This is a genomic window from Pseudomonas sp. GV085, assembly GCF_003050925.1.
Lineage (GTDB): Bacteria > Pseudomonadota > Gammaproteobacteria > Pseudomonadales > Pseudomonadaceae > Aquipseudomonas.
The window spans coordinates 295,096-316,409 of the sequence record NZ_QAOV01000001.1 but is presented as its reverse complement, the minus strand read 5'-3'; the positions used below and the strand labels follow the sequence as shown (position 1 = coordinate 316,409).

The 21,314-nt window shown below is 57.8% G+C and carries 10 protein-coding genes; 3 read left to right on the top strand and 7 right to left on the bottom strand.

Annotation, left to right across the window (positions count from 1 at the left end):
* Positions 1-2: 2 nt before the first annotated feature.
* The 4 genes from C8K63_RS01455 to C8K63_RS01440 form a co-directional block, all read right to left on the bottom strand.
* A complete protein-coding gene (locus C8K63_RS01455) occupies positions 3-3,740 on the bottom strand; it encodes a neuraminidase-like domain-containing protein (protein WP_108215070.1) in 3,738 nt (1,245 codons plus the stop codon).
* A gap of 76 nt (positions 3,741-3,816) precedes the next feature.
* Positions 3,817-8,655 (bottom strand): Tc toxin subunit A, encoded by a 4,839-nt coding sequence (locus tag C8K63_RS01450; protein WP_158273918.1) that lies wholly within the window; start codon positions 8,653-8,655, stop codon positions 3,817-3,819.
* 319 nt (positions 8,656-8,974) lie between these two features.
* Positions 8,975-9,334, bottom strand: coding sequence for a PilZ domain-containing protein (locus C8K63_RS01445; protein WP_108215068.1), 360 nt, complete (start codon positions 9,332-9,334; stop codon positions 8,975-8,977).
* Positions 9,335-9,566: 232 nt separating this feature from the next.
* Complete coding sequence (locus C8K63_RS01440) at positions 9,567-9,941, bottom strand: tol-pal system YbgF family protein (protein WP_108215067.1); 375 nt, start codon at positions 9,939-9,941, stop codon at positions 9,567-9,569.
* Between the two features lie 172 nt (positions 9,942-10,113).
* On the opposite strand from C8K63_RS01440, the gene pyk reads away from it, so the two are divergent.
* Positions 10,114-11,565 carry a pyruvate kinase gene (gene pyk / locus C8K63_RS01435; protein ID WP_108215066.1) on the top strand — a complete coding sequence of 484 codons (1,452 nt, stop codon included), beginning with the start codon at positions 10,114-10,116 and terminating at the stop codon, positions 11,563-11,565.
* Positions 11,566-11,685: 120 nt separating this feature from the next.
* Here pyk and C8K63_RS01430 read toward each other — a convergent pair whose 3' ends face one another.
* From C8K63_RS01430 to C8K63_RS01420, 3 genes are read right to left on the bottom strand one after another with little or no spacing between them, the layout of a single operon-like run.
* Positions 11,686-12,435 (bottom strand): enoyl-CoA hydratase-related protein, encoded by a 750-nt coding sequence (locus tag C8K63_RS01430; protein WP_108215065.1) that lies wholly within the window; start codon positions 12,433-12,435, stop codon positions 11,686-11,688.
* A 29-nt stretch (positions 12,436-12,464) separates the two neighbouring features.
* Positions 12,465-13,400: an iron-sulfur-binding ferredoxin reductase gene (locus C8K63_RS01425; RefSeq protein WP_108215064.1), complete on the bottom strand. Its 936-nt coding sequence runs from the start codon at positions 13,398-13,400 to the stop codon at positions 12,465-12,467.
* Positions 13,393-14,499: a GGDEF domain-containing protein gene (locus C8K63_RS01420; protein WP_108215063.1), complete on the bottom strand. Its 1,107-nt coding sequence runs from the start codon at positions 14,497-14,499 to the stop codon at positions 13,393-13,395. Before C8K63_RS01420 ends, C8K63_RS01425 begins: the two co-directional genes overlap by 8 nt.
* A gap of 397 nt (positions 14,500-14,896) precedes the next feature.
* Here C8K63_RS01420 and C8K63_RS01415 point away from each other — a divergent pair, with 397 nt between their 5' ends.
* Both C8K63_RS01415 and C8K63_RS01410 read left to right on the top strand, forming a co-directional pair.
* On the top strand, positions 14,897-16,420 hold the full coding sequence (locus C8K63_RS01415; RefSeq protein ID WP_108215062.1) for a fumarate hydratase: 1,524 nt from the start codon (positions 14,897-14,899) through the stop codon (positions 16,418-16,420).
* A 207-nt stretch (positions 16,421-16,627) separates the two neighbouring features.
* Positions 16,628-21,262, top strand: a complete 4,635-nt coding sequence (locus tag C8K63_RS01410) for a SpvB/TcaC N-terminal domain-containing protein (RefSeq protein ID WP_108215061.1) — start codon at positions 16,628-16,630, stop codon at positions 21,260-21,262.
* Positions 21,263-21,314: the final 52 nt, after the last annotated feature.

Sequence of the window (21,314 nt, the reverse complement as noted above, 5' to 3'; positions counted from 1 at the left end):
CTTCAATCACCCAGTTTGTCCAGAACAGCTTTGGTGTAGGCTGAACCTCCGACCTTCGCCAGGTATCGCACGTGCACTATGATGTCTGTCAGGCTGTCGATCAGTTTGATCTGGTCTGGCGATTTGGGTCGTGGTAATTCGAAGTGCCAATGCGATACCGCTCCTGTTCCCTCAAATGGCAGGTAGCGTTCATCACCAAAACTCAGCTGGAACAAACCGTAGTCATCCAGACCGTGGCTGATTCCCTGTTGTTGATTGGGGCGCGGATTCAGAAAAATCCCCGGCGGTGGCATTTCCTCTCCGTCGCCATACAACCAGTCAAGTGAGTCGATATCGGCTTTGTGTACTGTGGTACTGCCGGTTTGCGTCAAAATGGCGTGAACATCCTGATAAGGACCGAGCACCGCGGGAAGAGACAGCGAGACACTCGTGATCTGCCGGCAGTAATGGCCGGGATAATCACTGTCGAATAATCTTTGGGAAAAGTTAAATTCAAGTTTGCCATTCTTGAGTTCGGCTATCACCGCTGCCCAGTCTTTCCCTGAGATGAACTCTGCTTTCTCGAACAGATCGCGCAAAGAGATGGTTTTGGTCAGCTCCAGCCGGCGTTCGTTACGCTCAAGATACATGCGCTCCAGACGCAACAGGTCAAGCAACATGGATTCGCCCGCACTCAGGCCATGGTGATGATCCATCCAGACATTAGGGCGAATGACCTGCGTGTCGAAATCGCCCATCTCGTATTGAAAGCTGGCTTGCGCACTCAGGCAAATGCCCACCACGGCGTCGTAAGCCTGGAAGTACAACGTGGCCATCTGGCTCAGCAACCAACGATAGAGTTCAACATTGGTGGACCGGGTTTTGTAAAAGGAAAAAATTTCCTGGGCCTGGTCATTGGCTTTTTGTGTTTGCGCCAGGCTGCTTCTCGCTGCGTTGAGAGAGTGTTGTTGTGCCGTCAGCTGTTCCTGAAGGACCAGCAGCTCGCTATTGGCCTGTCTTTCTGCAAAGTCCCACTCTTGTTCTCGACGGGCATAAAAAGCTGATCGATGTAGAATGTCGCCGATTGCAAATTGTAAACTGCTAGCTGCGTACAAATTATGAGATACGGCGTCCAGCGGTGCCCCAATATCCGAGCCACCGAACGCCATACCGAAAATATTTGGTATGGCCCTCGCAACAGCTGCAGCAGTATTTGGCGCTGCGGCTACGGCAGCCGTTAGCCTGCCTCCAATGTTAGCGAGGTCCCCAGCTATTTCCGGCACCAAAAGCGCGCTGGCACTGATATCCCTATAGTGCCGCGCCCGCTCTTCAACCATTTTCTGACTTTGTTTAAGCCCCTGCAGCGATGCCTCCATCTGCTTGATCGTTTCCTCCTGAATGGTCCTGGCATGTGCTCCCAGTGCGATGACATGACTCTGCTGCAGCTCCTCCAACTGCCCACGGTCACTCTGCTCCATCAGCTGACGCACTTCCCGACCAAAGCCGATCAGCGTTTGCACTGCGTTTTGTGCCGTGGACAGCAGGGTACGGAACCGATAATGCGGAATCGTCTTCCACCCGCCCGCATTGCGCGTTGCCCCCGATGAACCGCCAGCCTGGGCGCGAAGCAAATCAAGTGGATTCGTCGGCGGAGCATACAGCGCCAGCATCATCGGTTTGCCATCGATGGTCAGGTTATGCCGCATGTTCCACAAGCACTCGTCAATGTACTTCCAGGTGTCCAGCAACTGCTCGTTGGTGAATGGACGAAAGACACCCAGCTTCAATACTTCAAAATCGGGTGTGCCCTCGACGCGGGCGGGCAGGTTCGCGACGTCGACATCAAGTGTTCCCGCGAACGATTCCAGGGGTGAAACGGTTTCTGCCAGGTCGTCAAGAATGTCTTTGGCTGACTGCGGTTTCCAGTGGCTCATGGCTTTTGCTGTGGGTGCCGCCCCCATCAGTGACAACGCACGCACATATTGCAGTTTTGCTGCCGTCAGACTGTCGCGGGTCAATCGACGATAAAGCGAGTCGGCATGCGCGATGATGCAACGCACGTAGCCCATGAAAATAGCTTTGCGATAGTGAATGCGATTGGAAAAGGCGATGGCATCAGGGTCAACCAACCCTTTGGCCTCGAAGCTGATACTGCCCTCTTCCAGCAATGGGCGACAAAACCAGAACTGCTCACCGGGAACCGCTTCGCGGGTGCTTTCGGTGCGAATATGCGGGTTGAATATGTATTGATACCAGCGTTGCGACTCATGGTAGTTGCGCTGTTCGCAGAGCCGATGGGCAATCAGGAATGGCAGGTGAAAGAACAGTTCCCAATAAAAAGTGCCGTGGGCACTGTTGAAATCGATGGGAGCCCATCTAATTTCGTCATTTATGCCTTCAACCGGCAATGGTTCTTTTGTGTTCTGAGTAACCAGACTCAAGATGTCATCAATGGAGATAGCCGCTTTGGCTACCAGTTCCGGAGCAAAAAGAGAATTGAGGCGAATCCATTTGAGGTCGGTGATATTCAACTTTGAAATATCCAGGAACTGCGCCCCGGATTTCTGCTTGCTGATCTGTGGTGCATCACCGAGGGTGACCGCACCATTTTTCAAATTATGTTGCAAACGGGTGTCAGCGAATGGGTCAGCAATCAGCGACTTAAAGTCTTCGCCGGAACCCAGCACGTCATCGAATATCGAATTTCTCGCCGCGAAAAAATAATCCCATTTTTCATAAGGGTCCTGAGCAGAAAAACATATAACCAACCTGTCATCGCTACTTTTGTCGCCAGCATAATTCACAACTGCCAACTTCGTTGAAGGGTCACCAAACCAATGCTTCAGCTTCTTTTTCCCCAGACTCGTCGGGGTCGACCATACTCCGTTCGCAGCCAGATAGGAAAGTTTTATCTCAAACTCCCACCAACCATTTAATTTAAGATGACCACCTTCATACTCGATCGTAAAATCGACCATTTCCAAACGCTCAACCTGAACCACCATCAAGCGTCCGGCGAAAAATACTGGGCGCATTTCCACCGTATCCTTCGCAGTTGGCAAAGTGATGGGGGCCCACTCGGTCCAAGCCGCAGGGTCAAGAAACTTGCTATTACTGTTTAAATCAACATGGGCTTTGCGCCAGAAATAGCCAAAAGGCTGTACCCTTTGCCGACCAATAAAATAATAATCGGCATTTTTGAAACTCTGGCCCTTTCCAGTTCCCACACCATCGATACTATTGATATAGCCCGAAACCAGATCGAGATTGCACACCTCTTCAAAGTTCTTCAAATGCTCAAACAGCGCCGTTTTTACAGCCGCTTCATTGAGCGTACTTTGACTCAGGTTATTCTCCAACTCCTTGAACGAATCGGACTTTCCAAGACGCAACGTCGGATTCAACCAATTCTCCGGATAATCGAGCAACATCTGATAACCGGCCCAATCACTGATATTGCAATAGCGCCGATGCCAGGCAATTAACTCTTCTTGAGTAAACTCTGTTGCATGACCAGGCTCCAGACCACCGTAGACAGCACCTATATACTGTTGAAGGCAAGCAATGGCTTCAGCCAGCCGCGAAGTATCGGGTTCCTGGCCAACCTGACTGTCCAATAACAAATATTGATATAAGTCATCCAACGACGTCAGGTTAAGCTCCTTGGCATCAGGATCATTGGGCGTCACTTGCCCCAAATAAAAATCCGCCAAGGCCGAGCAGCGCCTTTCTTCCAATGTACCAATGATGGAGTTAATCATTTTTTAATGCTCCTGAATGCAGCATGCACCCGGCAGTTTCAATAAAAACACCCGTTCAATATTCAGCAATAAGTGTTCAGGGATTAATCAATGACTTTTTTCCAACGTGCACGTGAACATCCGGCGCCCATGCTTCGGTTGTGTCGATGTGTCGTTGTTTGACCGAGAACACATGCGGCCCTGTTGAAAGTGGTTCGGCAATCGTTACTTTCCAGTTGCCGTCAGCGCCTACGCTGGTTCTTGCCAGCAGCGCGCCCTGCTTACCTTCAAATACATATATCTGCGCCGAGGAACTACCCGTACCGCTGAGCTCCGGTTGAACGTCCACTTCAGCGTTTTGGGCAGGAATCGCCACCACCGGAGGTGGTGCATCCAGGCGACCCGGCAATATCAGGCGCTGATCAAGTCGATCGCAGTAGAAGGTCAAATCGAAGGCGCCGTTGCGCAGATTCTGGCAACTAATATCCCAACTGAGGGGCGTGCCATTGGCGCCGATCGCTACATAGGCACCGGTTGCCGGGGTAAACAGCATTCCCATCCCCTTCGCCGAGAAATCACTGTCCCACGCCAGCATCGCACGAGCCCCTTCCAGGTCGACGCCATCAGGCAAGTTGATTACGAGCTTGTATTGATGACCTCTGATAAAGGCCAGTGGCACGCTGCTGTCAGGAATACTTGTCGTGGTGTCGGTCAACGTGAACGTCCAGTCAATGGCCGGAACGACTTGAAGATCGAATATGCGCTGGTCCTCCGCGCCAGCCTCACGAACTGCGGTCACGTCATACTTTCCAGCCACATCAACCTCGAAGGGGTAGGTTGAGCGCCCAATTGCGTCGGTAGGGATGCTGACAGATGCCAGCGGTTCTCCACCCGGACCTGCAACGCTCCACAAAATCGGGCAGTTGGCAATGAACCGGGACTGGTTATGCGACTCCTCTCTGACCGTGACCCACAGTAAGGTAGGCGTACCTGAACCTGCCACAGGGAACCGATAGTCCGCAGACTCTCCGTGAATAACCGCCGATTTGGCCACATCGATTTCAAGCTGTTGCTCGTCCATCTCGACCTTGGCGGTAAATGTCTGTTTCCCTGCTTTAACGTCAGGCACGGTGAACTCCGCGATCCCCTCCTCAGTGGTGAGTTTTGTTTCAATCGGCTCCTCTGCAGCATCGAGGTACAAGCCAACCGACACACCAGGGGACGGCAGCCTGCCCAACCCGAACACATGGCAACGAAGCACCAGTGGCTCCCCGTCCACGGCCATCGACACCACTTCCAGGAGAGTGATAGACGGCTTGTCGACAAAGGTGATGTTGTTGATGACCTTCGAATCCTTGGTGCTGTAACTGGCCACCAGACTCGCTTCTTCAACAGGCTCAATACTTCTGACACGGGTGCGGGCGATGCCCTCCGCATCTGTAATTGCCACTAGAGGATCAGCCACCACGCCCTGTCCTGAAAACGTCACGGTACGACCAACCCCTGGGTTGGAGTGCTCGTCGACAAGACGCACCCACACCGGAAAGATCCCTTCGCCGCCCGCCAGAAACGTCTCGTCTGGTTCTGGATCAGTTGTGCCGCCAAGGTCAAAGCCAAGCGAGAACTCATCGCAGTCGACAATGATCTTCGGTGCATAAACCACCTGAGCCAGACCATAAGAGCCTTTGATCTGCACCGCGCCCATCCACGTCCCTTTTTCTGGCCTGAAGCGAATGACCGCACGGCCCTCATGATCGGTAATTGAAATATCCTCCAGCAAACCGGGGCGGTCGGAGGTCCACTGAACCGTGATATTCGGCATTGGTCGGTTGGCAAGATCACGCAAGCACAACTCGACCAGCGCAACCTGATTCTCAGCATTGGCTATCAGGGTGTCATTGATGCAGCGGATTTCGTGAGTCACGCTCTGGCCGATTTCGCCAATTTCCCTGGATTGCCCCTCTACCGTCGACTCGGACAGGCTCTCAAGGACGTGTTCCGCCACGTCACGATAGGCGGGGGTGTCGCTGTCTGGAGTGAGCGATCCCAATCGGATAATGGCTTTCGCATCCAGCCCACTGCGGGTCGCCAGCCCACGAATGCGCAGCAGGGCATCCAGCGTGGTGACGTCACGAACGATCGGCATCGCAGGGCTCAAATAGAGGATGCATTCAAGCACCTCCCTGACGCCCCACTTCAGCACCACCGCCAGTCGAGTCGCGGCGGAATCACGGATCAGCCGCTGATCTTCCGGCGTCAGCATGGCCGGTAAAGCGTTGACCAGTTCCAGGTATTGCAACAGCGTTTGGGCGGGCTGCCCGGTGTGCATGACAGCTCGCTGAAACAGTGTCAGTTGATACAACGTACTCAAGGTAAGTGCTTGCGCATCATTGAGGCCGAACCATTGCCAGTTCCGTCGCGTCGTCAGGGCTACGAGCATCGCGGAACTCAACGACAACTTATTAACGACCTCGGCCCGCTTTACCAGATGCTCCAGCAGGTTAAGCACATCATCACCAACATTGATTTTATCGGCCCCCGAAGTAACCGCTGCGAGTGCCCGTGTGGTTTCCATCACCAACAGGTAAACACCACCCTTGTTGACCCATTTGAGCAGCGGCAACACCACATCTGGTGACACACTCAAATACACAGACAGACTTTCCTGAATCACTGCGCATTGCGCATCCCGGGCCTGCAGCACCAATGCCAAAATGACCGCGCGGGCATTATCCACATCGGCTTCGGGTAATTTCGCGTCCGCCACTGCCGCTTGAATCTCGGCAACGGCCCGTTCGTAATCGTTCTCATCGCTGGGAAGGTTCGACACCAGGCCATCGGCATCTACCAGTTGATCCAGTAGAGAGAGCCAACCTCGCGAAGGGACGGCGTTGTTCTGTGGAACACCCGCTGCCGTGAAGACTTCTTCAGTGAGCCGCACCGGCTGCAATCGCCCGTGGATTTCTTGCAGCAACATGACGTCTGCTTCAGTGGCCATGGGGGGAGCAATCACCTGAGCCACATGCTGTACCAGCCAGGTCACAGTCAGGTCGTTTTCCTGCAACCACTGGACACAGGTTTGTGCCGCATGGATAACACTCAGCACATCACCGACGCCACCGGTGCCGCTGATCAATAGGCGAGGCTCGCCGAGCAGTCGTTGCACCACTTCGCTTGCACCGCGCTCACTCAAGGTTTCCAGCAAGGCTGCCAGTTCTATCGGGTTGATGCGCAAAAAAGAAGCGAGCAGTACCAAGCGATAAAATGAAGACACGACCGACAGACTGCACTGCAGTTCGTCGCGCTGGTTATAACTCTTGGCGACGAAGCGCGCGAGGTATAGCCAGGTTTCCTGGTTGAGGCCCAGGCTGCTGCAAATCTGATCGACGGTGCGCTTGTCGTTGCGGGTTTGAGGCTCGATCGCGAAAAAGCGGTTATCCAGTTTCAGCGGCGCGTCGAACAAGGCCTGGACGTTGAAAATGCGGTCGAACTGAGACAATTCTTCTCCGCGACCGCAAGGGGAAATCTCGTCAATCAATGCAGCGAATTGCTCTGCAGTGCACTTGAACTGCAGACGGAACTCCTGGAACAAGCCGATGACTCGAAGGGTATTGTTGGTAATTCTGGAGGGTCTGTCTGCCAACTCCTTCAATCGGGTTGCAGGGTCAACGAAATCGCCCCGTACTTCGGCATTGAACGCTGCCATGATCAGTCGATCACATTGGTCTGGAGGCAGGTCCAGCCAGCGGCTCAGACGCAGTATGCGGTTCATCCGGTCAAAGCGATTGAGATCGTGCCGGACGAATTGGCGTGTGCCATCTGCCGGATCCGACAGGTCCATCGCCGCTGCCAAGCCATAATTAATGTAGCGCGAACCAAACTCTTTGGGCGTTACCGTCGCCGTCGTGGTTGGCAGGCTGACGTTGCTGGATTGTTTTGGTACAAACTCTTCTATGGACAACAGCGAGGTCAATGCTTTCGCATCAATCGAGGTTTGCGCGCAGAAATGTACCGAGTCCTTAAGTTTGTCAGCAGTAGATCCAAAGTTTTTTGTGTAAAAAACCGCCGCGTTGCCGGGAATAACAAAATTCTCGATCAATAAACGCTGCTGCTGCGGTCCGAGATTGCACGATTGACGCAATGCAATATCCGAAAAATCACCCCGCACGCCAGGCCGTCTGAAGTAGGGAGCAGTGTGATCGATCGATCGCACCACCTCGCCCAGAGAGAGCTTGTTCTTCGCCAGCACCACTTTGTATTGCTCGGCGTACCACTCGAAGGGCATGGAGCGATGCGGAAACCGTGTTTCCAGTAATTTGTCATCGACAACCTGACCTTCCAGCAATTGCGGAGCGAGGTGATTCTTGATAATGCTTTCTAGCACTTCATTGACCAAAGTGATGGTTGGTTTGATCTGAAAGGCGCTGGTCGGATCGATGATGAGCGATGTCAGATCGGGCCGCCGGGCTTCGAAGGTGAACTTCTTTTTTACGGCTCGTTCTTCCAGCGCTCGAGCGAGTTCTACCAGCCGCAGAAAATAGGCCGCTGGGGAAATGCTCGAATCCAGGCTTTGTGCAGGGGCAGCAGCTTCCCAGTCCGGGTTGAACAAATCGTCGAAGCTGGGCGTATCCACCAATGCCCTGATCCCGGTGCGATGCAGCGGATTAGGCGGCCCCTTCCTCACCAGTCGTTGTTCACGATATTCACGGGCACTGTGCACCGCCAGGCTCTTGGCTTTGTCCAGCAACGCTTGCGCTTCATCACTGCTCAACGTGAACGTCTGCACCACCCCCTCACGCCCCATTTTCAACAATTCGAAAACCGAGCCGCCCTCGTTGATAAAGCGCTCGCAGTTGACCTGGACAGAGTGGTCGAGGGTGCCTGGCGCCAACTCGAAAAGTTGTTTGAGGGGTGAGTTGAAGTAGTCCTTGCTCATCATGAATCTCCAGCAGGCCAAGGTGTGCGCTCTAAATACACCTGAAAGCGGAAGAGCGATTGCTTGCGGTTTTTTTACGCGGAACCATGGGGGTATTACATCTGTCATTTGTGACAGTCCCGACGAATGGTCGCGATTTATCAGTCGAGTGAGTTGGGGTTGTTGTTGGTGGAAAACGAGCAAGCGATCAAGACGATGTAACAGCAAGATCAAAAGATCGCAGCCTGCGGCAGCTCCTACACCGACCGTGGTCGCCGCATATTTTGCGTATGGACACCGGTCCTGTAGGAGCTGCCGCAGGCTGCGATCTTTTGCGGTGTCATGCAGAGGCAGGCAATGGCTGAAAACTGAAATACAGCTTCAACGCCTCCACCAATTGCCCATACTCCGGCGGTGCCCGTTGCAGGCTGAAACCGGCGTCATAATGTTGGGGGGCTACGTCTTCGTGACACCACAGGCAACAGGCCTGCAATTCGATGATCTGCTGGCCACCTTCGCTGGCGGGAATTTTCAGGCGCAGGTTGAAGTCGGCGCCGATCATCATCGGCAATTGGCTGATCAGCATCAGCCCGTCTTCAGAAACATTGCCCAGATTGCCGATGGGTTTGCCGGTGATGCCGTTGAACACTTTCAAGAAGTACGGCAGTTGATGCCGCTCGATTCGGCGGTCGGTGAACATGTGCAATTTCGCTATGCCAGGCTCTTAAGCAGAGCCGCACTACTGCTTCGGAACGGGCGTGCATCAAGTCTTTGCCCGCTCTCCCCGCTCCCGGTGCGCCGTCCTGACAGCGCAGAGTCTTGCTTGTGCCGGTCACAGGTGTTGCCCCGGTTCAGAAGCAAAGCTCTAAAACCGGTTCCCTGGACTATAGCTCACCACCGCCAGTGAGCCAGCGTTCACAGGGTTACTGCCATCAGAACTGCGTCGGTTTAACAGCCGCTGCACTGTGCGTCGGGTAGTGGTTAAGGCTCTGCAGGGTTTCAATGCGGGCACGGGCGCGGAAGGCGTATTCACTTTGCGGGTACGACGCGATGATGAACTGATAGGTCTGAACCGCATCGATATACATCTTCTGCCGCTCCAGGCACAGCCCGCGCATCATCGACACTTCCGGCCACACGTAAGGCCGCGCGCGGCTGTCGCGTTCGACCTTGGACAGTTCGAGCATCACCTGCTCGCAATTGCCCCGGTCATAGGCGCTGTAGGCGTTATTCAAATGATGGTTCATCGACCAACGGGTGCAGCCCACAACACTGAGGGTAAGGACGACTATGAGCACGATTCGCATGGGGGTTCTCCTGTCTTGAGCTCTGTATCGACCCGTGAGCGAAAATCTTCAGGCTGCCTGCAACCGAAAGTATTCGGTTAAAGAAACAAGCGAATAAGTAGTGCAAACGAACAATGACTACAACATCGGAGCGTAGTAGCCTCACTCAGCGCTTGAACTCAGGAGTCATTGCATGTCCGTCCGTCGTACCAAAATCGTCGCTACCCTTGGCCCGGCCAGTAACTCGCCGGAAGTTCTCGAACAGCTGATTCTGGCTGGCCTGGACGTCGCCCGCCTGAACTTCTCCCACGGCACCCCCGACGAGCACAAGGCTCGCGCGAAGCTGGTGCGTGACCTCGCCGCCAAGCACGGCCGCTTCGTCGCCCTGCTGGGTGACCTGCAAGGCCCGAAGATCCGTATCGCCAAATTCGCCAACAAGAAGATCGAGCTGAAGATCGGTGATCAATTCACCTTCTCCACCAGCCATCCTCTGACCGAAGGCAACCAGCAAGTGGTCGGCATCGACTACCCGGACCTGGTCAAGGACTGCGGCGTGGGCGACGAGCTGCTGCTCGACGACGGCCGCGTGGTGATGCGCGTCGATACCGCCACCGCCACCGAACTGCACTGCACCGTGACCATCGGCGGCCCGCTGTCCGACCACAAAGGCATCAACCGTCGCGGCGGCGGCCTGACCGCTCCGGCCCTGACTGAAAAAGACAAGGCCGACATCAAGCTCGCTGCGGAAATGGAAGTCGATTACCTCGCGGTGTCCTTCCCGCGTGACGCCGCCGACATGGAATACGCCCGTCAATTGCGCGACGAAGCCGGCGGCACCGCCTGGCTGGTGGCGAAGATCGAACGCGCCGAAGCCGTGGCCGACGACGAAACCCTCGACGGCTTGATCAAGGCGTCCGACGCTGTGATGGTTGCCCGTGGTGACCTGGGCGTGGAAATCGGTGACGCCGAGCTGGTGGGCATCCAGAAGAAGATCATTCTGCACGCACGCCGCCACAACAAGGCGGTGATCGTCGCGACCCAGATGATGGAGTCGATGATCCAGAACCCGATGCCGACCCGCGCTGAAGTGTCCGACGTAGCCAACGCCGTGCTCGACTACACCGATGCCGTGATGCTCTCGGCCGAAAGTGCCGCCGGCCTGTACCCGCTGGAAGCCGTCCAGGCCATGGCGCGTATCTGCATCGGTGCCGAAAAGCACCCGACCAGCAAGACCTCCAGCCACCGCATCGGCAAAGAGTTCGAGCGCTGCGACGAAAGCATCGCACTGGCGACCATGTACACCGCCAACCACTTCCCGGGCGTGAAGGCGATCATCGCCCTGACCGAAAGTGGCTACACCCCGCTGATCATGTCACGCATCCGCTCCTCGGTGCCGATCTACGCGTTCACCCCACACCGCGAAGCCCAGGCTCGCGCGGCAATGTTCCGTGGCGTGTACACCATCCCGTTCGATCCGGCGTCCCTGGCGCCGAACGAAGTCAGCCAGAAGGCGATCGACGAGCTGGTCAAGCGCGGCGTAGTACAGAAAGGCGACTGGGTCATCCTGACCAAGGGCGACAGCTATCACACCACCGGCGGCACCAACGGCATGAAGATCCTGCACGTTGGCGATCCGATGGTCTGAGTGACCGGTTGCTGAAAAACAAAAGCCCCGCCATGTGAATGGCGGGGCTTTTTGTTTTCTGACCCTTTTTTTGTATTGCCTGATCCGGCCCGCGAAGAGGCCAGCCTTGCCCCCAAAAAATCAATGCCGATTGATAAACCCCGTCAACGCCGCCAAAGCCTCCGGCGACCGCAGCCGCTGAGTAAACAAAGCACCCTCTTCCTCTATCACTTTGCGGATCAACTCCCGATCCGGCGCTTTCATCAATTGCTTGCTGATCCGCACCGCTTCCGGTGGCAGCGACTCAAAGCGCAACGCCATCTCCCGCGCCTTGGCCAAGGCTTCCTCGCCACTGCCCAGCGCCTCGGACGCAATGCCCCACGCGGCCGCCTGTTCACCATTGAAACCCTCACCGAGCAGCAACAACTGCGCCGCCCTGGCCTGCCCGAGCAAACGCGGCAGGATCAGGCTGGAACCAAACTCCGGGCACAGGCCAAGGTTGACGAACGGCATGCGCAAACGTGCATCGCGACTGACGTAAACCAGATCGCAGTGCAGCAGCATCGTCGTGCCAATGCCCACCGCCGCTCCGGCCACGGCGGCAATCACCGGTTTGCGGCATTCAAGCAGATTGAGCATAAAGTGAAACACCGGGCTGTCGAGGCCACTCGGTGGTTGCCGGATGAAATCGGCGATGTCGTTGCCGGCGGTAAAACATTCGGCAGAGCCGGTGATCAGCACGGCGTTGATCCCGGGGTCGCTGTCGGCCTGTTTCAGCGCCTCGGCCAAGTGGCTGTACATGGCGCGGGTCAGGGCGTTTTTCTTGTCCGGGCGATTCAGGCGCAGGGTCAACAGGCCGCGTTCGCGTTCAACTTCGATGGCATCGGTCATGGCAGGTCTCGCGTCTGAAAAGTCAGCGCTCAACCACGGGGCAGGAACACATCGGCCAGCAGTTGATTGCGCGGCAATCCCGCCAGATACAGGCGCCGGGCAAAGGCGTCGACACTGTCGGGGGCTCCGCAGAGTAAGGCCAGGGTTTGCCGCGAAACAAGCCGCAGTTGCGCCAAAGCCGCCGGCAACTCGGCCGGGGTCCACAGTTCGACACTCAGGTTCGGACGACTGGCGGCCATGGCTTGCAGGGGTTTGGCCAGGTAGTGCTCATCGGCATCATGGGCCAGGTGGATGACGCGGATGGCGCCTTGGTGATCTTGCCGCAGCGCTTCGCGCAAGACGCCAAACAATGGTCCCAACCCGGTGCCGGCCGCCATCAACCACAATGGCCGGACGTGCCAGTCCGGATCGTAATGCAAGGCACCGCCGCGCAGCTCACCGAGACGGATCGAATCGCCGATGCGCAAATGCCTGGCGGCATCGCTGAATTCCCCGGGCTTGCGGCAATCGAGATGAAACTCCAGAAAACGGTCTTCTTGCGGCAGGCTGGCGAGGGAATACGGCCGCGCCACGTTACCCGCCCACAACACCAGGTGCTGGCCGGCGCCATAGCGCAACGGTCGCTGGGGGATTACGCGTAGACGCAGGACCGTGGCGCTCAACCAATCGACGGCAGCCACTTCGGCCGGTCGGCCATCGGTTTGCGGGTCGAAGGCGTGCACCTGCAAGTCCTCGATCACCTGGCACTGGCACGCCAGGCGCCAGCCCTGTTCACGCTGCTGCGCACTCAAGGCATCCGGACGGCTGTCGCTCGGCAAGCCCTGCACACACTGCACCAGGCACGCATGACAACTGCCGGCGCGGCAACTGTAGGGCACCGGCACGCCGTTCTGGTTCAGCACGTCGAGCAGATTGCTGCCCGTCGCTACCGACCAGCGAAGTTCACCGACCCGCAACTCAGGCATCGACGTTCTCCCACGCCGCCGCACATCGGTTGCGGCCGTCACGCTTGGCGCGATAGAGCGCCTGATCGGCCTGTTGCAAGGCGTCATCGAGATCGTCGCCCAACTCCAGCAGGGTCATGCCGGCGGACAGGCTGAGGTTGCGCACATTCAGACCGATCAACTCGACATCGGTGAACGCGATGCGCAGCCGCTCGCAGCACGAAGTCAAACTGTCGGCATCGCAATCGGGCAGCAGCACCACGAACTCTTCACCGCCGTAACGGGCCAGAACGTCACCGTCGCGCAGGCAAGCGGTGGCAACGCCGGCAAAGGCTTGCAACACCTGATCGCCGGCGGCATGGCCGTGCAGGTCGTTGATGCGCTTGAAATGGTCGAGGTCGATCAGCGCCAGGCCGTGCACCACACCGGCGTCCATAGCGTTCAACTCGCGGGAAGCCAGGCTCAGGAAATGCCGGCGATTGAACAGGCCTGTGAGTTCGTCGGTGGCGACCAGGTCTTCGAGCTGGCGCATCATCCCGCGCAAGGTGTCCTGGTGCGCCTGCAACGCAAATCGTCGCTGGCGCATGCGTTGTCGCGAAGCCTGCACATAGCGGGCATACAGCACCAGCCACACCAGTACGATGAGCAGTACACAGACCTGGAGCACCGCCATGGCCGGGTCAGGCAGCTGGAAGTGGTAGCCCTCCCACAGCGTGATCGCACTGAAACTGAAGAACACCAGCAGCGCGCACCGTACAAGGGACCGGCGTGACAGATGGAACAGGCCGAACAACAGGATCAGCACGTAAAACACCAGAAACGCACCCCGGGCTTCGTCCAGATGGGCGATCAGCCAGGTTTGCCACCCCAGCCCCAGCAACACTTGCGCCTCGGTCAGGCTGGGGTCGGCGAAACGCAGGTTGTAGCCGCTGTAGAACACCGCGAACAGGATGACCTGGCTGCTCACCACCAGTGCGCTGCCGACGGAGACACTGGAAAGCGGCGCGTCGTAGTGACCGGTAAAAAACGCCAGCCACAGCAACAGCAATGCCAGGGCATAGGTGCCGGCCGCGAGGGCGAAACGTTTGAGCAACAGGCGCTGGATGGCGTTATGGGTCAATCGTAGATTCACCGAATGAAAGGAGACTGACAGAGCGTCCTACTCTACAGACCGCATGTCACTTTAGTGGCGTGGCCGATAAATGACCATTCAATTTTCAGGTTGACCCGATTCCCCTGTAGGAGCTGCCGCAGGCTGCGATCTTTTGATCTTGATCTTAAAAACAAAATCAAAAGATCGCAGCCTGCGGCAGCTCCTACTGGGATCGGTCACGACAATGCGACCAAGGTTTGACCACCGGCGGGTGTGCACCGAACCGAGGCGCGGTATACTGCCGCGCCTTTTTAGCGTCGCGCCAGATTGCCCGGCGTGCCTTGAAAGGTGCTTGCAACCGACCGATGCACCCAAGCTGCAAGCACCTTATTGAATGTTCCCGTCTTTTAGAGGAGCGCGACCCATGACCGTGATCAAGCAAGACGACCTGATTCAGAGCGTTGCCGACGCCCTGCAGTTCATTTCCTACTACCACCCCGTGGATTTCATCCAGGCGATGCACGAGGCCTACCTGCGCGAAGAATCGCCAGCGGCCCGCGACTCGATGGCACAGATCCTGATCAACTCGCGTATGTGCGCCACCGGCCACCGCCCGATCTGCCAGGACACCGGTATCGTCACCGTGTTTGTCCGTGTCGGCATGGACGTGCGCTGGGATGGCGCCACCATGGGCCTGGACGACATGATCAACGAAGGCGTACGTCGCGCCTACAACCTGCCGGAAAACGTCCTGCGTGCCTCGATCCTCGCCGACCCGGCGGGCGCTCGCAAGAACACCAAGGACAACACCCCGGCCGTGATCCACTACTCCATCGTTCCGGGTAACACCGTGGAAGTGGACGTGGCGGCCAAGGGCGGCGGTTCCGAGAACAAGTCGAAGATGGCCATGCTCAACCCGTCCGACTCGATCGTCGACTGGGTACTGAAAACCGTTCCGGAAATGGGCGCCGGCTGGTGCCCACCAGGCATGCTCGGCATCGGCATCGGCGGTACCGCCGAGAAAGCCGCGGTCATGGCCAAGGAAGTGTTGATGGAATCCATCGACATTCACGAGCTGAAAGCGCGTGGCCCACAGAACCGCATCGAAGAAATGCGCCTGGAGCTGTTCGAGAAGGTCAACCAGTTGGGCATCGGTGCCCAGGGCCTCGGTGGCCTGACCACCGTGCTCGACGTGAAGATCATGGACTACCCGACCCACGCAGCCTCGCTGCCGGTGTGCATGATCCCGAACTGCGCCGCCACCCGTCACGCGCACTTCGTGCTCGACGGTACAGGTCCAGCCTCGCTGGAAGCGCCACCGCTGGACGCCTACCCGGAAATCGTCTGGGAAGCCGGCCCGTCGGCCCGTCGTGTCAACCTCGACACCCTGACCCCGGAAGAAGTGCAGAGCTGGAAACCGGGCGAAACCGTCCTGCTCAACGGCAAGATGCTCACCGGTCGCGACGCTGCGCACAAGCGCATGGTCGAGATGCTGAACAAGGGTGAAACCCTGCCGGTGGACCTCAAGGGTCGCTTCATCTACTACGTCGGCCCGGTCGATCCGGTCGGTAACGAAGTGGTAGGCCCGGCCGGTCCTACCACCGCGACGCGGATGGACAAGTTCACCCGTCAGATCCTCGAACAGACCGGTTTGCTGGGCATGATCGGCAAATCCGAGCGCGGCCCTACCGCGATCGAAGCGATCAAGGACCACAAGGCCGTTTATCTGATGGCAGTGGGCGGCGCGGCTTACCTGGTGGCGCAAGCGATCAAGAAGTCCCGCGTAGTCGCTTTCGCCGAACTGGGCATGGAAGCGATCTACGAGTTCGACGTCAAGGACATGCCTGTGACCGTTGCGGTCGACAGCAAGGGCGAGTCGGTGCACATCACAGGTCCCGCCATCTGGCAGAAAAAGATCAGTGAAAGCCTGGCGGTGGAAGTGCAGTAAGCACTGACATCGCACAGTAAGAACCGGTCTGTCGGCAACGGCAGACCGGTTTTTTTACGCATGAAAAAAGTAATCAAAGGCCGAAACAAGCGCACCGTTTGTTCTAAAAATACCGGGGTGACCTGTCAGATCTGACAGGTTACAGCCGCCAGCCTCGCTGATAGCTTGAAGGCACTCGATGCATTCTCTGTCACGGCGGACACTTCCATGGCGACTGAACAGCAGGGCACCCTCGACATCAACGCCCCCGCCCTCCCCAAAGGCGGTGGCGCCATCCAGAGCATCGGCAAGGGCTGGGGCGCAGTGGGCACCAGCGGTGCCGCGTCGCTGGAGTTGCCGCTGCCGATCAGCAAGGCGCCCAACCGCGATCTGGTCCCGGCCCTGGGTCTGGGCTACAGCAGCGATGTCGGCAACAGTCCATTCGGCATCGGCTGGCGGCTGACCACCAACGCGATCACGCTGCGCACCACCAAAGGTGTGCCGAAATACGAAGGCAATGATCAGGTGGTCGGCCCCGGCGGTGACGTGTGGATGCCCGAGAAGAGTGACGACGGCAAACTGATCTCCAAAGCGGTATCCGAGTACAACGGCGTTCAGATCGGCACGCACCATGTCGTACGCTACTGGCCCCGGGTCGAAGGCGCTTTCGATCTGATCGAACACTGGACCAAAGAGGACGATGCCGACAATCCGGCGGGCTTCTGGTTGATCCACGGCGCCGATGGCAGCCTGCATTGCTACGGAAAAACCGAGGCATCACGCCGGGCCGATCCACAAGACAAAACCCATGTTGGTGTCTGGCTGATCGATGAAAGCCTGAACCTGCGCGGTGAACATGTGGTGTACCTGTATCAGGCGGAAGTCGAGGAGCCGGCCGCTCCGCAGTTCCGCGACTACCGCAGCCAGCGTTACCTGCGTCGGGTTCTGTACGGTAATGCCCAGGCCAACGCCAATCTTTATGCATGGAAAGCCGATGGCTGGAAAGACGCGATCTGGCATTTCCATTTGCTGTTTGACTACGGCGAACGCAGTGCCGGCCTGACACAAGTGCCGGTTTACGACCTCCCCGGGATAGAACGCGGCGAGTGGGGGGCACCGCGCAAGGATCCTTTCTGGAATTACGCCTACGGGTTTGAATTGGGCTCCCGGCGTCTGTGCCGTCAGGTCCTGATGTTCCATCAGTTCACCGAAGAACTGGGCAGCGACCCGGTGCTGGTCCAGCGCCTGCTGCTCGAACACCGTCAGAGCCCGTTGGGTTACAACCATCTGATTGCGGCGCACATCCAGGCCTATGACAATCAGGGCCAGATGGAAAGTCGCCCGCCCATGGAGTTTTTCTACAACCCGTTTGAACTCGACCCCCAGCGCGAAGGGTACCGCGAGTTCCCGCAGATGCCCGGTCTCAATGACGGCCAGCGTTATCAACTGGTGGACTTGTATGGCGAGGGCATGCCCGGGGTGCTGTTCAGCAGTGACAAGGCCTGGTACTACCGCGAACCGCTGCGCGCCGACACGGGCGGCAATGATGTGAGTTATGGCGACTGGGCGCTATTGCCCGGTATTCCCGTGGCCGACAGCAGCAAACCGATTCGCCAGTCCCTCAGCGACCTGACCGGCGACGGCAAGCTCGACTGGGTGATCGCCCAGCCTGGCCTGTCCGGCTTTTTCACCCTCAATCCCGACCGATCCTGGTCGAACTTCGTGGCCTATGCAGCGTTCCCCACGGAGTTTTTTCATCCCATGGCGCAGTTGGCGGACCTGGTGGGCGACGGTCTGACCGACCTGGCATTGATCGGTCCTCGTAGCGTGCGGCTGTATTCAAGCCGTCGTGCAGTCGGGTTCAGCCATGGGGACAACGTGCCTCATGACGATGACTCGCTGCCCCTGTTGAGCAGTGCCCAGACAGAACTGGTGGCTTTCAGCGATCCACTGGGCAGCGCGACACAACACTTGATCCGCATCCGCCACAACGAAGTCAAATGCTGGCCGAATCTGGGCCATGGAAAATTCGGCAAAGGTTTCGTCCTTTGCGAGCTGAATTTCAAGTATTCAGAGTTCGATTCGTCGCGCGTGCGGCTGGCGGACCTGGACGGCTCGGGCGCGGTTGACCTGATCTACCTGGAGTCCGACGGTTTTCGGATCTACATGAATCACGGCGGCGAAGGCTTCGAAGAGGACTATGTGAAAATGCCATGGCCGCAAGGCGTGCGTTACGACCGCTTCTGCCAGGTGAGCATCGCCGACCTGCAGGGGCTGGGATGTTCCAGCCTGATCCTGACCGTGCCACACATGGAACCCCGGCACTGGCGCTACGATTTTGTCAGCGCCAAGCCGTATCTGGTGAATGCCAGCCACAACAACATGGGTGCCGTGACGGGGGTGAGTTATCGCAGTTCGGCCCAGGAATGGCTGGACGAAAAAGCCGAACTTATTGCAGCAGGCAAAGCCCCAGTGTCTCATCTGCCGTTCGCCATGCACCTGGTCAGCCAGCAGACCCAACTCGATGAAATCACCGGCAATCGGTTGACCCAGCGCTTCTCCTACCGCCAGGGTTTCTACGACAGTTACGAGCGCGAGTTCCGGGGCTTTGGCCTGCTGCTGCAAACCGATACCGAAGCTTCGGCGGCGGAGCGTTCGAACCCGGGTTTCACTGCGCCGATTCTGAGTAAAACCTGGTTCCATACCGGCCGCGCCATCGACATGCGCGACGACGGTTACTACGACGGTGACACGAACGCAGAGCCGCTGCGCACGACGCTGCTGCACGAGTATCACCTCAGCGACGCAGCGGGACGCGTGATCAGCCCTGATGAAGACCTCGCCCGCGAGATGGCCCGCACCCTTAGCGGCTCGGTGTTGCGCGCGGAGGTGTTTGCCGCCGACGATGATCCCGAAACAGCCGTGCCCTATACCGTGCAGGAGACCCGCTTTCTCATTCGCCAATTGCGCCCCAAAGGCAAGAATCACCCCTATGCCGTGTTGCAGTCACTGGCACTGGAAAGCATTGCCTACCAATACGAGCCGCAGCTGGCGGACGACCCATTGGTGCAGCACACCCTCAATCTGGCATGGGACAAATTCGGCAGCCTTACCCACGGTTTTGTCGTGCACTACGCCCGGCGCAAAACGGACAAGGACAGCCCACCCTTCCACGTCGATCAGCCCGGCGATGAGAGCGATGAAGACTACGAAAACAAATGGTGGCTGGACGCCCACGACGAAGCGCAACAATGTTGGTATCTGACCGAGGCCAAAGCCGAGTATCGGCATTTGGAAGCCCCAGACGGCTGGCGTCTGGGCCTGCCCTATCGTCAGCGCGCCAATGCGCTGGTCCTGGAAAAGGATGAACTCGAACCTGTCGACATCAACCACGAAAACTTCCTGGAATGGGCCGATGACGAAGGAACCTGGGCAGCCAAAGCGGTGCTGACCGGTTTGTCGCTGCAACGCTATCAGGATCCGGCCACAGGCGAATTACTGGAGCCGGATAACCTGATCCCCACCGCCCTGCCCGACTATCAGGAAACCGCCGAACTGGATGCCAACGCCCTGAGCGCCTATGACAAGCTCAAGGACGAAAATGGCGACATGCCGTTCAACCTCAAGGAGAAACTCGAATCGCCGCAAGTCGGTTACCACATCATGGATCTGTTCTTGCCGCCGGCGCCTGCGGGTGACCCCGAAGACCCGACCGATGCCAAGAACTACCTGTGGTCCGTGCGCAAAAGCTTCCCCACTTACCACGGCCTGGCAGGTTTCTATAACGTCGAAAAGTTCCAGCAGACCAAGAGCCACGGTATCACCACCGTCGCGTATGACGAGTACTGGTGCCTGAGCACCGCCATCACCCTGCCGGATGGCTGCACTACCAGCATCCTCGATATCGACTACCGATCGTTCCTGCCCGCAGGCATCATCGACCCCAATCAGAACACCCAGGAAGCCCGCTACAACGCGTTCGGCGAAGTGCTGGTGACCAGCTTCTACGGCACGGAACTGGGCGTCGAGGTCGGTTTCGACCCGCTCAGCGGTTACCAGCCACCGGAAGATCGCACCCCGGCCGGCGCTATCGCCGACAAACACAACGCCATCGGCAACTACGCGACGGCGACCTTCTCTGCGCCCTTCAGCTGGATGGGTAAAGTCCCCCCGGCAGCGCCCGCGCCCTGGCTGGCCTGGGCCCGCGCTGAAGGTTTTGTATTGCCCGACGGTCACCTGTGCAGCCGGGCTCGCGTGCACCTCGAAGGCTTGCAAAATCCTTCGGCGAACGAGCGGCAACTCCAGCAATACCTCGACGACGCACATCGCGACCCGGTGCATGTCGTGACCTTGCAGGCTGACCGCTACCCCGGCGATCCGGAGCTGCAAATCCGCGCAGCCATCGCCTGCTGGGATGGCTTCGGCCGTTCCCTGCAAAGCAAGCAGGAAGTCGAACCCGGCCTGGCCTGGGTGGTGAACGACAAAGGCGAACTCGAACCGGACGAAAACGGCCGGCCCAAGGAAGAACAGGCGGCCCGACGCTGGCGGGTCAGCGAACGGGTCGAGTACAACAACAAAGGCGAAACCGTGCGGATCTATCGCCCTTACTTCGCCAGCGCCTATCGCTACATCAATGACGCCTCGATCCGCGAATCGGGTTACCACGACCAGCAGTTCTACGACGCCGCCGGCCGGCCGACACACACCGTGCTGGCGAAAAAAATGCTGCAGGGCAATCCGCCGGAAGAAAAACCGTTGCGCCGGGAACAACGCTATCGCATCTGGTACACCATTGCGTTCGATGAGAACGACTTGTTTGATCCGCCACCCGTGCAGCGGCGCAAGAACACGCTGGTGATTTGAGCCAAGGGGGAAACATTGGCGCAGGCGTTTCGGTGAGTGTGGATCACCGTTC

What these genes read in the sequence shown, in the direction of transcription:
- C8K63_RS01455 (WP_108215070.1), bottom strand. Translation starts at nt 3,740, where the DNA reads ATGATTAACTCCATCATTGGTACATTGGAAGAAAGGCGCTGCTCGGCC.
- C8K63_RS01450 (WP_158273918.1), bottom strand. Translation starts at nt 8,655, where the DNA reads ATGAGCAAGGACTACTTCAACTCACCCCTCAAACAACTTTTCGAGTTG.
- C8K63_RS01445 (WP_108215068.1), bottom strand. Translation starts at nt 9,334, where the DNA reads ATGTTCACCGACCGCCGAATCGAGCGGCATCAACTGCCGTACTTCTTG.
- C8K63_RS01440 (WP_108215067.1), bottom strand. Translation starts at nt 9,941, where the DNA reads ATGCGAATCGTGCTCATAGTCGTCCTTACCCTCAGTGTTGTGGGCTGC.
- pyk (WP_108215066.1), top strand. Translation starts at nt 10,114, where the DNA reads ATGTCCGTCCGTCGTACCAAAATCGTCGCTACCCTTGGCCCGGCCAGT.
- C8K63_RS01430 (WP_108215065.1), bottom strand. Translation starts at nt 12,435, where the DNA reads ATGACCGATGCCATCGAAGTTGAACGCGAACGCGGCCTGTTGACCCTG.
- C8K63_RS01425 (WP_108215064.1), bottom strand. Translation starts at nt 13,400, where the DNA reads ATGCCTGAGTTGCGGGTCGGTGAACTTCGCTGGTCGGTAGCGACGGGC.
- C8K63_RS01415 (WP_108215062.1), top strand. Translation starts at nt 14,897, where the DNA reads ATGACCGTGATCAAGCAAGACGACCTGATTCAGAGCGTTGCCGACGCC.
- C8K63_RS01410 (WP_108215061.1), top strand. Translation starts at nt 16,628, where the DNA reads ATGGCGACTGAACAGCAGGGCACCCTCGACATCAACGCCCCCGCCCTC.